The following is a 14,287-nucleotide window of genomic DNA, read 5'->3' on the forward strand; positions in this document are numbered from 1 at the left end:
GAGGTGACAACATGGACTTGCTTGAATTCCTAAATGAAAATTATTATATGTTAGTTCCTATTCTTTGGGTCATTGGGTATTTCTTAAAGCAAACTCCCATTATTCCCGATTGGTCGATTACTTGGATTCTATTAGGGGTATCTGTTTTAGTGAGCACATATTTTTTTGGATTTACAGCAGACGCCGTTTATAATGGAGTCATAGCAGCAGGTGTTGCCGTATTCGGACATCAGATATGTAAACAAACGCTTGAGGCAAAAAACACCAAAAAATAAACATAAAAATGAACTGATCTACTTATCAATTTATGAAAAAAATAAAACGCTTGGTTATTATTCCAAGCGTTCGTTATTTGTCTAAACTATCTTTATTGGTTTCGATACCAAATAAACCAACCATTTTCCTTGCTTTTTGAGACAAAAATTTGACTTTTTGTTGCAATCTCACTTTTTCCTTCCCATCTTGGAAAATGCAAATCAACTACCCAGGATTTATCAGCTACATCTTGCCCACAATATTTGGATGACATTTGATACTCTTTTGTTAGTGTTTCATCTAAGGGTTCGGCTGCAACAACCTCCCACTCTCCAAAATGATTTCCATAGTCACTTTCTCCAAATGTACGAGGTATGATTGTTTCGAGCGCCTTAATAAGCTCATCCTTATTTTCTGTAGATGTATTCTCTAATTGACTAACATTTGGACATTCAACTGTTGCTTGTGCGCCAACTTTGAATGGAAAAAGGAAAGTAAGGGATAACAAGGATATTACTATTTTTTTCATATTATTCACCTCAGGTAGTAATATCCCGATTACCTCTTTGAATTATTCATATTTTTTCCAAATTTATTTTATTTTGATTCATTCTCGGCTTCCCATTTTGCGACTTCTTCTCTAACGCGTGGAGCCACTTCTTTTCCTAATAGTTCGATCGAGCGCATGACGTCCTCATGTGGCATTGTACCAACTGGGCAATGTAACATAAAACGGGTCACACCAACATTTTTACGCAGGTCGATGATTTTTTTTGCAACATATTCTGGATCACCGACATATAAGGCCCCTTCAACGCTACGAGCAAAATCAAAAGTTTCTCGGGTATATGGACCCCAGCCGCGCTCTTGTCCTAATTTACTCATTGCCTGTGCGGTTGATGGGAAAAACTTTTCTGCTGCCACATCCATGGATTCAGCTACAAAACCATGAGAGTGGGAAGCAACCGTTAGTTTTGAAAAATCATGTCCTGCATGATTAACAGCTCTCTTATATAGTTCTACAAGCGGTGCAAATTGAATTGGCCTACCTCCAATAATCGCTAGTACTAGTGGCAAGCCTAGTAAACCCGCTCGTACCACTGACTCTTGATTACCTCCGCTCCCAATCCAAATTGGTAGTGGATCTTGAACTGGTCTTGGATAGACGCCACGGTTATTTATGGATGGCCGGTGTTTCCCTTGCCACGTTACTTTCTCTGACTTTTGAATGTGAAGCAACAGATCCAATTTTTCTTCAAAAAGCTCGTCATAATCTTGTAAATCGTAGCCGAACAATGGGAATGATTCAATAAATGATCCTCTTCCTGCCATAATTTCAGCCCGTCCATTTGAAATTGCATCAAGTGTCGCAAAATCTTGGAACACTCGGACAGGATCGGCAGAAGATAGCACAGTAACCGCACTTGTTAAGCGAATTTTCTTTGTTTGAGATGCAGCTGCTGCCAGTATTATAGCTGGTGCTGATGCTGCGTAATCCTCACGGTGATGTTCACCAACGCCATATACATCCAAGCCTACCTCGTCGGCTAAAACAATTTCTTCTACAACTTCACGAATTCGCTCTGCATGACTGATGACCTTTCCTGTATGTGAATCAGGTGTTGTCTCTACAAAAGTACTTATACCTATTTCCAAAGTATGGACCCCCTCTATATAAATGAATAATTATTCCTATTTTCCTACTGCCTCTATTATTTATTTAAATTGTTTCGAAAAGCAAATATTAGGAACTAAACCTTTTCGAGGCGTGTAAGTTGAATTACTCCGATCAAAAACAGATAAATAATTACAATAAATTCACCAGACTATTCATAGACTCTCCTTAAATAGAATATTTTGGAACAAATGTAAAACTTTTTACTAATTTGCCCGTATTATATAGTATAAGAATCTTTGAAACTAGCACAGGTTACCCATTCAAAAAGGAGTGATATAAATTGCAATTAGTTCCTGAAAAACTGCGTGAACCATTCTTACACTTAAAAATTCGCTTGTTTGAACCTGAATCTTTACACATATTTTTCACAACATTCAAACTTAAAATTTATTTACTACTCCTAATCTCCCCAATTGGTTTAGGAGCCTCCGCATACATAACAACTTTTTCAATAAAGGCTGGATCAGTCGTCTTATTTCTACTGAGCCTATTAACATTAATACCTTGGACACTCATACCAATTAGTTTCCTATTTTTGACCTATCAAACAAAAACATGGCAGCGCAAATTATCTTGGACATATGTTGGTCTACTTATCTTCTCTTATATTGGTTGGTTAATTTTCTTTTAGGAAGGCTCTTTTTTTAGTTTGTTGTTAAATAAATACGTTTTCAAAAAAACAAGAGCACCCAAAGGTACTCTTGTTTTTTGAACGATAGGACCCATCGCATTATCAACGAACACAGTGTTCCTCTTTAAAAAATATTTTTATTATATCCGTTTAATTTTGAAATTGCTTCAACAAAGAAGTAATCTCCGTAAATAAGTGATGCATTTACAAAATTGCCCTTTGGTCGATGTCCAGTTCCTTTTACAAGAATTGCTTGATGCTCTGGCTTATCCCAGGTTGAGTAGTTGTCTGAAAGGGATTTTATAATTTTTGTAGCTGCATTTTGATATATGTATTTTTCATTTTTGTGTACGTGCTCTGCAATTTCTAATAATCCAGATGCAGTGATTGCTGCCGCGGAACTATCTCTAGGTTCTGATTCAATAGATTCGGCTCGATGATCCCAATATGGAATATAATCCTCTGGTAAAGAAGCGATAAATTGGTGTGCTACCTTCTTTGAAGCAAGTAGATATTTCTCGTCCCCAGTAAAACGATACATATTCGCAAATCCATAGATAGCCCATGCATTACCACGGCTCCAGGATGAATCAGGAGAATACCCCTGTCCTCCTATTGCCTCAATAAAATCACCTGTTTCAGCATCGAATGATAGTATATGACATGTTGACCCATCTTCGCGAACACCATATTTCAAAAATGTATCTGCATGAAGTACAGCAATATGCTTATAGCGAGGATCACCAGTTACACCAGTTGCCCAGAATAGTAGAGATAAGTTCATTAAGCAATCAATAATAACCCAGCCTGCTTCACGATCCCATGACTTGATAAATTTCCCAACTGGATTATAGCGTCCAGCTAAAAAATTAGCAGCTTCGATCCCCATTTTCATACTTTCCTCATCACCTGTAATTTCATAATGATATACAGCTGTTAATAAAAATTGAAAACCAACATCGTGATCAAACTTGTCTTGGTTTTCTTTGAATGCGTTTGCAATCTTTTTAGATGCTGATAAAGCATTCTTTTTGAACTTCTCATTTCCTGTTTGATCATAAAGGTTCCAGAGGATACCAGGCCAAAATCCTGATGTCCACCAGTTTGGTCTAGTATCATCGTAAATTCCATCTAAGGCTGCTGTGTGTGGCAATCCGTCCTCTATGATCTTCATCGAGTTGCTTACCTTTCTTTCAATTAAGTGCATTGTTGTTATTTTCGTTTGTTCCGTCAACAATCTCCCCTCCAAGCTTTGTATAGAGCGATATATTATTTATACTTTTATCACACTGGTTTTTCACGAATGAATAATCGGCATATTCTATACTTCTTGCCTACTTGCTAAAAAAATAGTGCTTATCTATTAAGATAAACACTATCACATTTCATTTTTATAGTTTAACAGTCCAGCCAAATGGATCTTCTTTCGTACCATTTTGGATGCCAGTAATCGTATCGTATAGCTTTTTCGATAGAGCCCCTGTCTCACCATTATTAATAACGAGTTTTTCATTATTATAGAAAAGCTCTCCAACTGGTGAAATAACTGCAGCTGTACCTGTTCCAAACACTTCTTCAAGCAAGCCGTCATTATATGCCTGTTGAATTTCATGAATCGAAATCTTTCTTTCTGTAACAGGAATACTCCAGTATTTTAATAGCTCAATAATGGACTTACGAGTGATTCCGTCCAGAATACTACCGTTTAACGCTGGTGTAACTACTTCACCGTTGATTTTAAAGAAGATGTTCATACTTCCAACTTCTTCAATGTATTCTCTTTCTCGTCCATCAAGCCATAACACTTGTGAATAGCCTTGTTCACTTGCAATTTCTGATGCTAATAAACTTGCAGCATAGTTACCCGCTGTTTTTGCATCACCTGTTCCCCCTGAAACCGCACGTACATATTTATTTTCTACAGCAATCTTAACTGGATTGATTCCTTCTTTATAATAAGAGCCTACTGGAGATAATATAATCATAAATTTATAGTTTTTAGCAGGATCAACGCCAAGATGTGCTTCCGTAGCAATCATAAATGGACGGATATACAATGAAGTACCTGGATGATTTGGTACCCAGTCTCGATCTATTTCAATTAACTTCTTTAAGGCATGGAGAGCAAATTCTTCGTCAAACTGTGGCATGACCAAACGTTGATTAGACTTGTTAAATCGTTTCATATTTTGGTCAGGTCTGAATAATAAAATTTCCTCATCCTTTGTACGATAGGCTTTTAACCCTTCAAAAACAGATTGACCATAATGAAATACAGTAGCTGCAGGATCTAAAAGAATTGGTTGATAAGGTACAATTCGAGCATCATGCCAACCTTTTCCTTCTGTATAATCCCAGATGAACATATGGTCGGAAAAACTAGTTCCAAACACCAATTGGTCGAATGGAGGAATCTCCTTCTTTTGATTTGTAAGGGTGATATCAAGTGCAAAATCTGTCGTCATGTTAATCCCAGCTTTCATTTAAATGTAAACTTTTCTTTAATAATCGAAATCTTATATTATTCTGATAATATTATCAACTATTTTATCACACTCTTACATTAAATGGTGTACGGAATCGTAGCAAATATAAAAATTTATTCAGAACAAATTTTGGAAGAATGATTCAAGATGAAGGCATTATATTGTTGAATAGTAGCCTTTTACCATTTCACCCATGACCCAATTTGTTCTAGCCCCAGACTCTCCGTTACTTGGGCAAATTTCGTCCTTTCCTGTTAATTCAGCAACAATGGTTTCCACAAGTGGCTGATGTACGTGCTGCGGGCGTTCAAAACTCCACTCCTCTGTTCCGTTCTCTGTTGTTAATACAATGGGTTCGTTTCCGAATGTAGAGAAGGCGATTTTTCCTTTGCTACCGACGATTTCATTCATATCCTCATTCTTAAATGCTGTAAAACACCAATTTCCAACACCATGAATACCTTTTTCAAAAACGTAAGTACCCGTTACAATATCTTCTGCTTCATATATACCATCTTGGTTCGATGCAAACCCCTGAACCTCTTTAATTGGCCCTAACAAGAAGTCCAATATATCAAGGGTATGACTTGCCAAGTCAAAAAACAGCCCGCCACCTGAAATTTCAGGTTGAACCCGCCATGGAAGATTGTTAGGGTCTACACTTGCTTTTCGATATTGTGTTGTAGATACATATCGGACATCCCCTATTGCACCATTCTCAAGCAATTCTTTTATTTTCAAAAACCTCTCTTGGGCCCTGCGATAATAGGCAACATATAAAGGAACATTAGCCCCCCTGCACGCTTCAATCATAGCAAGGCATTCCTCATAATTACGTGCCATTGGTTTTTCCACATATACTGGCTTTCCTGCCTTTGCAGCTTTAAGGGTATATTCTTTATGGGGTCCTGGCGGAGTCGCAATATAGATGGCATCTACATCAGGGTCTTGAATAAGATCTTCTGCATTGTCATACCACTTTGGCACATTATGCCTTAGAGCATATTCTTTTGCTAGTTCACCTCTCCTGCGCATCACTGCAACTAACTCCGAATCCTTAACTTTCTGAAAGGCTGGACCACTTTTCACTTCCGTTACATTGCCACAGCCAATTATTCCCCAGCGTACCTTGTCATATCTCATGTTCCGAACTCTCCTTTTTAATTATGTAGATAAATTATACCTAAAGAGTTCGCTTGGTACAAAAAGCACCTAAAATATGAAAATTAGATGGCCTATGACTCATCTAGTTATTTAACATGAAAACGTTGGGTTATTTCAGAAAGTGATTTAGATAGGTTATGTAATCTCATTCCGACACCATTCGTATTTTCCATAAGCTTAATTTGATTCTCACTAAATGCCAGCATTTCTTCGGCACTTGCTAATGTCTCCTGTGATACTGATGAGACCTGGGTCACGGATTGTTGTAGGTCTGGAACAATGCCTTCTAAACCTGTTAATTCTTTTTGCATAACTTCAATATTTCCACTTACCTCATAGATTCCCTGCATTAACTCATTTATAGAAATCTTTGATTCATTGGCTAAGTGAAGATTGGAATTAATACTACGTAGCATCTGATCAAATTCCCTTGAGGCTATCAATGTAATAGACTCCATTCTGTCTATTGCATTTGTTATTTCTTCAGTTGCTTTCGTTGACTGTTCAGCAAGCTTTTGAACTTCTTGAGCAACAACAGCAAACCCTTTTCCAGCCTCACCCGCGCGAGCTGCTTCAATAGTAGCATTTAAGGCTAGTAGTTTTGTTTGCTTTGCGATTTCGGTTACTAATTCAACTAATGATGTAATCTCGATAGAATAGTCTTTTACCTCATGAATGGTCTTCGTTAGACGGTTAAAGTCACTTTCAAATGATTGGATCGTTGAAATCATTTGCCCAATGTTCTTTTCACCGCGACCTGCTGAAAGATTCATATTTTTAGAACTTTCGATGACGGTATCCATATTTGACATAATATCGACGATCTGGTTTGACATTGTCCGAAAGCCAAGTGCACTCTCCTCTGAGCTACTTGCTGTATGCTCTGCTCCTTGTCTGACCGTATCAATCGCTGATATTAATTGATGGCTGGATTCAAGGGCGTCTTTGGACGAATACTTTAATTCATCTCCTGTTGTTTCTAATTCTCTTGTTGATGTTCTTAATTCATCGATCATATTTCTCATCTGGTCTATCATTGCACGATAGCTCTTATGTAGTGACGTAATTTCAGGAATCGTAGTACGTATTTCAACAGAGTGCTGAAGATTACCATCCCTCACTTCTTTCATCGTATTCCTTAAAGCGTTTAATGGCTTTACAATTGTTCGCACTAAAAGGATTATCACAACCGTCATAACGATGATACTGATAGCCATTACGAGTAAAGTAATATAAGCCATTTGGTCAATAGGACCTGTGTAAGATTTCACTGGAATTAGGATGCCATAAATACCACCGATCTCCTTTATTTCATGGAATGAAATCGTATATTGCTCTCCACTCATCTTCTCATGAATAACACCATTTTTTTGTTCAACAAGTTTTTCAATTGTTTTTTCTGAAATTGCTGGTAAAGCATCTTTACTCACTTTAAAGGGGATTGCTTCTGATTGTTGAATATAGAAAAATTCAGCCTGTATTCCATCCTCTTCAAGTTTCTTTTGCTGCATGCGTACATTCCCATCTATCTGTTGCATAAAATAATCATCTTCACTTACGTAGACAAATTTTAAACTTTCTGCGATATATCCCATTAATTCTGCTTCTCGTTCTAAACGATTTTCAATGGTATCAATTGTCATGTTTTTCGCCTCTATGTAGGATATTGTTCCTACTGTCACAACAGAGAGAACTAAAAGTGAAACAAACAGAAAGAACAGTCGAACACTTAGATTTATTCTTTGTAAAAAGCCCTTTATTGAGCGCTTTTCTTTATTGTTTGTTCTCTTTTTCACTTTCTCCTTACGTATCTTTTTTCTCATATAAGAACCCCCAAACCCTAAGTCTTTTCACCTATATAACCCAAATTATAAACAAGCATTGTAAATTCCTCGTTAAGATTATGTAAAGGGATTATATAATACTTCACAAACTACTAGGATTTGAAAAAATCTATTATTTCGCGCCTACTCACTCAATTAATAACTCTTCACTCTCTTCTGAATTATTTGATATTATTACTCTATACATTAAGGAGGGATACTGATGGTCTTAGATTTGAAAAATGTTACACTGCGACGTAATGATTCGTTAATTCTTCAGAATATTAATTGGCAAATTGAACAAGGCGAGCATTGGGTGCTTTATGGACTAAATGGCTCTGGCAAAACGGCATTATTGAACCTAATCAATGCCTATAATTTCCCTACTAGCGGACAGGCTACTGTATTAGGATTTAAGTTTGGAAAGATGTATCTCGGTGAGGAGCTTAGGAAGAAAATAGGATTTGTATCAAACTCCTTACAGGAAAAGTTATATCCTAGTGATAACGCATTTGAGGTCGTTTTAAGTGGGGCTTTTGCATCGATCGGCTTATACGAGTCACCTACAGACGAAATGCGTGAGAGGGCAATTGGACTACTAGAGGACCTTGGATGTATAGGGTATGCAAACCGAGAATATTCAACCCTTTCCCAAGGGGAAAAACAACGAGTCTTGATTGCACGAGCATTAATGGCAGACCCAGCCATTCTAATTTTGGATGAACCTACAAACGGGTTAGACTTTATTGCCAGGGAACAATTATTAGATTCCATTGAAAAACTTGCTAACAAAGAAAACTCGCCAGCTATTATCTATGTAACTCACCATGTAGAAGAAATTCTTCCTGTCTTTAGAAAAACGATGCTCTTAAAAAATGGCGAAGTATTTGCTTCCGGCCAAACGGAAGAAATCATTACAAGTGAAATCTTGTCAAACTATTTTGACCTTCCTGTTCATGTTCATTGGGAAAATGACCGTCCTTATCTAGTAAAAGCTAAGTAAAAAACAATCAGCCCTTTTCAAAAAAAGGGCTGGGGATTATCTTATTCCGTTAGAAACAGTTCTGAATCGCTCGATAATGGTGAAAATCTCGCATTAAAGAAACGGAGTGTCGGAGGCTCGTAAACCATTTGTAATCCGCTGATTTGATCTCGTTTTTCATAGAGGGCTATTACGGAATCAGCCACAACATCCATATGATTATTCGTATAAACTCTTCTAGGAATGGTTAGACGAACAAGTTCTAAATTTGGTTTGTTATGTTCTCCTGTCACACTATTCCTCCCTGCCGAGACGATTCCTCTTTCCATTGCTCGAACACCTGAGTCAAGATATAGCGCTGCTGCCAATGCTTGTGCAGGAAATTCCTCTTGTGTTAAATGAGGTAGAAACTGTTTTGCATCTAAATAAACAGCATGACCTCCAATTGGTCTTACAACAGGTACACCCGCTTCGATCAACTGATTCCCAAGATAACGAACCTGCTGGATACGATGATGAATATAATGGTCATCGGCCGACTCATATATACCTTGGGCCATTGCCTCCATATCACGCCCCGCCATTCCTCCGTAGGATGGCATCCCTTCATAAACAACTACTAATTCCCTCGATCTTGCATAAAGCTCTTCATCATTCATCGCCAAAAACCCACCAATATTTACTAAACAATCCTTTTTCCCACTCATCGTACATCCATCTGAGTACGAGAACATCTCCCTTAAAATATCTTTAATGCGATGATTTTGATATCCCTTTTCTCTTTCTTTTATAAAATACGCATTCTCCACACAACGTGTAGCATCAAACATGACATCAATACCATGGCCATTACAAAGGTTATAGACCTCCTTAAGATTCGCCATACTCACTGGCTGCCCACCTGCCATATTAACAGTTACCGCCACACATACATATGGTATTCGCTCTGCTCCGACCTCTTGGATAAGCGCCTGCAGTTTTGAAAGGTCGATATTCCCTTTAAAAGGATGGTCAATTACTGAATCATGCGCTTCATCGATGATAATATCAATAAACCTTGCTCCGTTTAGCTCTTGGTGTGTTCGAGTAGTTGTAAAGTACATATTACCTGGTACCACATCACCCTGTTTTATTTTTAACTGGGACAAAATATTCTCTGCACCCCGTCCCTGGTGTGTCGGCAACACATACTTATAACCATAAATCTCTCGAACTGCCTGCTCGAGTCTTTTCCAACTCTTGCTCCCTGCATAGGCTTCGTCACCAACCATTAATGCACCCCATTGTCTGTCGCTCATTGCACTCGTTCCACTGTCCGTAAGAAGATCAATATATACATCCTGTGAATCAATGAGGAAAGTGTTATAACCTGCCCTCTTTAATGCTTCTTTCCTTTCCGAATATGTCAACATTGCTAACGGTTCAACTGCTTTAATCTTATAAGGCTCTGCCGTCCTTCTTTTCATCTGAATCCCTCCCTAATTTTTTGAAGATTCATTCTATCTATAATGTAGAATATTTTATGCATTCAACTCAAGAATGCCCGTTGCATGATAAACGCTTTAAATCAAAAAAAGCCCTCCCAAAGTGACACGGAAGGACATCTATATATTATTATTGAAATTACGTTTCAAATAATCTGTTTCATTTGGCAAAAAGCGGTTCAAACAAACGTTTGTTCAATTGGCTATACCAGTAGTCGCGAGGTTTTCAAATTTCAATCAATCGTTTGTTTAAACCAGTTTTAGCATATGGAATTTTTGCTGTTATATATCGTAAAACAATATTAAAGTTATTCTAGACTATCGTTTTTATCGTGCTAGCTTCCGAATAATCTCTTCATGTTGGGGATAATCTTTCAGTAGCTCATCAATTGTAAACAATTCAAAATCCTCGTACTCAAATCCTGGAGAAACCATGCAACCTACAAGCGAAAATGTATTTTCTTCATTCACTGAGGAACCGAAAATTGAATGTTTTGGTACAAGAACCTGTGGAACTTCTCCCTTATCAAGTTGAAGACCAAGCTTCACTTCTTTGTAGTCCCCTTTTTCATCAATGATATGAACAGTTAATGAACTGCCGCCATGGTAATACCAAAGTTCATCTGATTGTAATCTATGTAATCGTGATATATCCTCAGATCGCAACAAAAAGTAAATACTCGTGTATAGTTTTCTTTGTTTGTCTTTCCCTGTATTGGTCATTTCTTCTGATACAAATGTTTGTTTATGAAAACCACCCTCAGGATGCGGTTCAAGCCCAAGTTGAGAAATGTAAAATTGTGCATCTTTTTCTTTCATCAAAAAAACTCCTCCCATAAAAACTTACTCACTAGTTTAGCCTATTTCAAGGTAACATTGTAGAATATTTCGTTCACCATATATCGAAGTACTTTGCTACTCGGCTCTTCCCCTACTTGTGACGTTATTTCTACGAATACCGTGTTTTACCAAAGCAAATGAAATACATACAAAATCAAGGAATGTAAAAACTACGAAGGAAAGAATCTGAAAGGAGAATCGGATATGGGTCGTGGAAAAAGTTTTAACCACAAAGAAAAAGGACATCCTGGTAACTTTCCAAAGAACAGCATAAGTGAAGAAAAAGATCATAGTCGACAATTTGAACAAATGGAAGGCATTGTCTCGCATGAAGCTTTTAAAAACAGAGTAAAAGAAGATGAGATGCCTTAAATCAGGAAAAACCATCTTTAAGAGCCCCATATTAATCTATGGGGTTCTTTAGATCATTCGAGCAAGGGAGGGATACATAATGAATGATAATATTCATAACCTTTCTAGGAAGATTGTGCAAGAACCATTTCATGACGATATTCTTGTCAAAAAGGTGTGGGGCGAACGCTGGGGTGTTTCTAGTGAGTTTGGGAAACTGAAAAAAGTATTAATGCATCGCCCAGGTCAAGAAATAATAAACCTTCATCAAAACTCAAAAAAAGTCGAAGCAGGTCCATTGTTAGGTGAATATATCAAGGGTACACAACCTGAAGATTTTGAAAAGAAATCAAAACCAAATCTAAACCTTCTACAAACTCAGCATGACCAATTAGTAAAAAATTTGGAACTAGAAGGTGTGGACGTAATCTACCTTGATGGTGAACATGAGGACTTACCCGAAAGGACCTTCACAAGAGACTTAGGAGTTGTCATCCCAAGCGGTGTTATTCTATCCAGGCTTGCCACTTATATCCGATATGGTGAAGCCCGTCTAGCTTCACAAACCTTTAGTAAAATTGGAATCCCTATTCTCGGTTGTATCCAAGGCAATGGTTTCATAGAAGGCGGCAGTTTCACAATGCTTAATCATAACACAGCCATTATTGGTCGCTCTGAGCGCGTAAATTTATCTGGTATCAACCAATTACATCATTTTCTCTCCTTACAGAACATTGATTTACTAGTAGTTGACTTGCCATCAACGATTATTCATCTTGATGAAGCTTTTCTTCTTATCGATAAGAAGAAAGCACTTGTAAATAAAGCACTACTTCCATTTTGGTTTATAGATGAATTACATAAAAGAGAGATTGAAATTTTCCATGTTCACCCAAAAGACCCTCCCTTAACAATAAACGTCTTACCTGTTTCCCCCGGTAGGGTTATTTTCCCCTCCAATGGTGTAAATACGATGAAGTTACTTAAAGCAAATGGCATTCAAATAATTCCTGTCGACGTCTCTGAATTCTATAAGCTAGGTGGCGGAATTCACTGTTTAACACTCCCGCTTATTCGGCAGCCTGAATCGTCTTAGTAAGATAAAAAAGGATCCTGAGATCCTTTTTTAAATGCTATTTTTTAAAACCTTTACTATACGTTCTATTGCCCAATCCAACTCACTCTTAGTTACGATAAGTGGTGGAGCAAATCGAATGACTGTTTCATGCGTTTCTTTACAAAGAAGCCCTTCCTGCTTTAATGCCTCACAAAACGGACGTGCAGCCTCTGTTAATTCAATTCCTATAAATAGACCTCGTCCACGAACCTCTTTAATAATCGGATTTTGTATTTCTTTTAATCTAGTCATAAAATACTCACCGAGTTCTAGGGAGCGTTGTGCTAGGTTTTCCTCAATTAGGACATTCAAAGAGGCAATAGACACTGCACAAGCTAATGGATTACCACCGAATGTGGAACCGTGGGAACCTGGATTAAACACACCTAATACATCTTTATTTGCAACAACACAAGAGATTGGGAATACCCCACCACCTAATGCTTTTCCTAAAATATAAATATCAGGTTCAATATTCTCCCATTCACAAGCAAACATCTTTCCCGTACGGCAAAGTCCCGCTTGAATTTCATCCGCAATAAATAGAACATTGTTTTGCTTACATGTCTCAAATGCTTGCTTAAGAAAACCCGCAGGCGGGATTTTAATTCCTGCTTCACCTTGTATTGGCTCCACCAAAAATGCTGCTGTATTTTCAGTAATGGCATTTTTTAATGCCTCAATATCACCAAAGGGAACTAATTTTATGCCTGGTAACATTGGACCGAATCCACGCTTATACTCTTCCTCAGACGATAGTGATACAGCCGTCATAGTACGTCCATGGAAATTCTCTACACAGGCAATAATCTCTGCTTGGTTTTCCTTTACTCTTTTTACATCATACGCCCATCTCCGAGCTGCCTTGACAGCAGTTTCAACCGCTTCTGCCCCCGTGTTCATTGGGAGAGCCATCTCCTTATTCGTAACGTTACAAATCAACTCATACCATGGACCAAGTTGGTCATTATGAAAAGCACGTGATGTTAATGTGACACGATCCGCCTGGTCCTTTAAGGCTTGAATAATTTTTGGATGTCGGTGTCCCTGATTAACTGCCGAATAGGCACTAAGCATATCCATGTATTTATTTCCTTCTGGGTCCTCTACCCATACACCTTCTGCTTTTGAAATCACAATAGGTAGTGGATGATAATTATTTGCACCAAACTTTTCTGTTTGTTCAATGATTGTTTTTGAGTCGGAATTCATTTGAGTCATCTCTCTAACCTCCAAAATGCCTTATCATATATAAGAATTGCTTCTTGTCTTTATTCTATGCAAATAACATGCCAAACTTCTCGAAAAGGGAGATATATGTTGTTTTCTTTAAAAAGAGCGCAATTCCTACTGATAAAGTTGTGTATCGTATCCAAATAGGACTCGGTATAAGTGATTGATTTACATACTAATCTTAGTAAAGGCAAAAATTTCTTGCAGGTTAAGCGCAAAAATTCTTTACTCTCTCTGTCTAAT

At 37.7% G+C, this 14,287-nt stretch carries 14 protein-coding genes; 5 read left to right on the forward strand and 9 right to left on the reverse strand.

Going from position 1 to position 14,287, the window contains the following annotated elements; all coding sequences use genetic code 11:
• Positions 1–11 precede the first annotated feature (11 nt).
• Complete coding sequence (locus ACWPVE_RS06660; RefSeq protein ID WP_453991874.1) at positions 12–275, forward strand: phage holin family protein; 264 nt, start codon at positions 12–14, stop codon at positions 273–275.
• Positions 276–367: 92 nt separating this feature from the next.
• Here ACWPVE_RS06660 and ACWPVE_RS06665 read toward each other — a convergent pair whose 3' ends face one another.
• Positions 368–784 (reverse strand): hypothetical protein, encoded by a 417-nt coding sequence (locus tag ACWPVE_RS06665; protein WP_453991876.1) that lies wholly within the window; start codon positions 782–784, stop codon positions 368–370.
• 68 nt (positions 785–852) lie between these two features.
• Complete coding sequence (locus tag ACWPVE_RS06670; RefSeq protein WP_453991878.1) at positions 853–1,911, reverse strand: LLM class flavin-dependent oxidoreductase; 1,059 nt, start codon at positions 1,909–1,911, stop codon at positions 853–855.
• A gap of 302 nt (positions 1,912–2,213) precedes the next feature.
• Between ACWPVE_RS06670 and ACWPVE_RS06675 the strand changes: the two genes are divergently transcribed.
• On the forward strand, positions 2,214–2,564 hold the full coding sequence (locus ACWPVE_RS06675; RefSeq protein WP_453991880.1) for a hypothetical protein: 351 nt from the start codon (positions 2,214–2,216) through the stop codon (positions 2,562–2,564).
• A 124-nt stretch (positions 2,565–2,688) separates the two neighbouring features.
• Here the strand turns inward: ACWPVE_RS06675 and ACWPVE_RS06680 are convergent, their stop codons facing one another.
• The 4 genes from ACWPVE_RS06680 to ACWPVE_RS06695 form a co-directional block, all read right to left on the reverse strand.
• Complete coding sequence (locus ACWPVE_RS06680; protein ID WP_453991882.1) at positions 2,689–3,798, reverse strand: glycoside hydrolase family 88 protein; 1,110 nt, start codon at positions 3,796–3,798, stop codon at positions 2,689–2,691.
• A 157-nt stretch (positions 3,799–3,955) separates the two neighbouring features.
• The gene (locus tag ACWPVE_RS06685) at positions 3,956–5,029 is read right to left on the reverse strand and encodes a branched-chain amino acid aminotransferase (RefSeq protein WP_453991884.1); all 1,074 of its coding nucleotides are present in this window, start codon (positions 5,027–5,029) and stop codon (positions 3,956–3,958) included.
• A gap of 177 nt (positions 5,030–5,206) precedes the next feature.
• On the reverse strand, positions 5,207–6,193 hold the full coding sequence (locus ACWPVE_RS06690) for a Gfo/Idh/MocA family protein (protein ID WP_453991886.1): 987 nt from the start codon (positions 6,191–6,193) through the stop codon (positions 5,207–5,209).
• Between the two features lie 107 nt (positions 6,194–6,300).
• Complete coding sequence (locus ACWPVE_RS06695; RefSeq protein ID WP_453991888.1) at positions 6,301–8,037, reverse strand: methyl-accepting chemotaxis protein; 1,737 nt, start codon at positions 8,035–8,037, stop codon at positions 6,301–6,303.
• Positions 8,038–8,260: 223 nt separating this feature from the next.
• On the opposite strand from ACWPVE_RS06695, the gene ACWPVE_RS06700 reads away from it, so the two are divergent.
• Positions 8,261–9,040 (forward strand): ABC transporter ATP-binding protein, encoded by a 780-nt coding sequence (locus ACWPVE_RS06700; protein ID WP_453991890.1) that lies wholly within the window; start codon positions 8,261–8,263, stop codon positions 9,038–9,040.
• Between the two features lie 41 nt (positions 9,041–9,081).
• Here ACWPVE_RS06700 and ACWPVE_RS06705 read toward each other — a convergent pair whose 3' ends face one another.
• Positions 9,082–10,485, reverse strand: a complete 1,404-nt coding sequence (locus ACWPVE_RS06705; RefSeq protein ID WP_453991892.1) for a tyrosine phenol-lyase — start codon at positions 10,483–10,485, stop codon at positions 9,082–9,084.
• 345 nt (positions 10,486–10,830) lie between these two features.
• Positions 10,831–11,322, reverse strand: coding sequence for a cupin domain-containing protein (locus ACWPVE_RS06710; protein WP_453997394.1), 492 nt, complete (start codon positions 11,320–11,322; stop codon positions 10,831–10,833).
• Positions 11,323–11,547: 225 nt separating this feature from the next.
• Here ACWPVE_RS06710 and ACWPVE_RS06715 point away from each other — a divergent pair, with 225 nt between their 5' ends.
• Positions 11,548–11,715, forward strand: a complete 168-nt coding sequence (locus ACWPVE_RS06715) for a hypothetical protein (RefSeq protein ID WP_165439160.1) — start codon at positions 11,548–11,550, stop codon at positions 11,713–11,715.
• A 79-nt stretch (positions 11,716–11,794) separates the two neighbouring features.
• Positions 11,795–12,790 carry a dimethylarginine dimethylaminohydrolase family protein gene (locus ACWPVE_RS06720; RefSeq protein ID WP_453991895.1) on the forward strand — a complete coding sequence of 332 codons (996 nt, stop codon included), beginning with the start codon at positions 11,795–11,797 and terminating at the stop codon, positions 12,788–12,790.
• A 30-nt stretch (positions 12,791–12,820) separates the two neighbouring features.
• Here the strand turns inward: ACWPVE_RS06720 and ACWPVE_RS06725 are convergent, their stop codons facing one another.
• On the reverse strand, positions 12,821–14,023 hold the full coding sequence (locus ACWPVE_RS06725) for an ornithine--oxo-acid transaminase (protein ID WP_453997396.1): 1,203 nt from the start codon (positions 14,021–14,023) through the stop codon (positions 12,821–12,823).
• Positions 14,024–14,287 lie beyond the last annotated feature (264 nt).

This window comes from Bacillus nitroreducens, assembly GCF_964021195.1.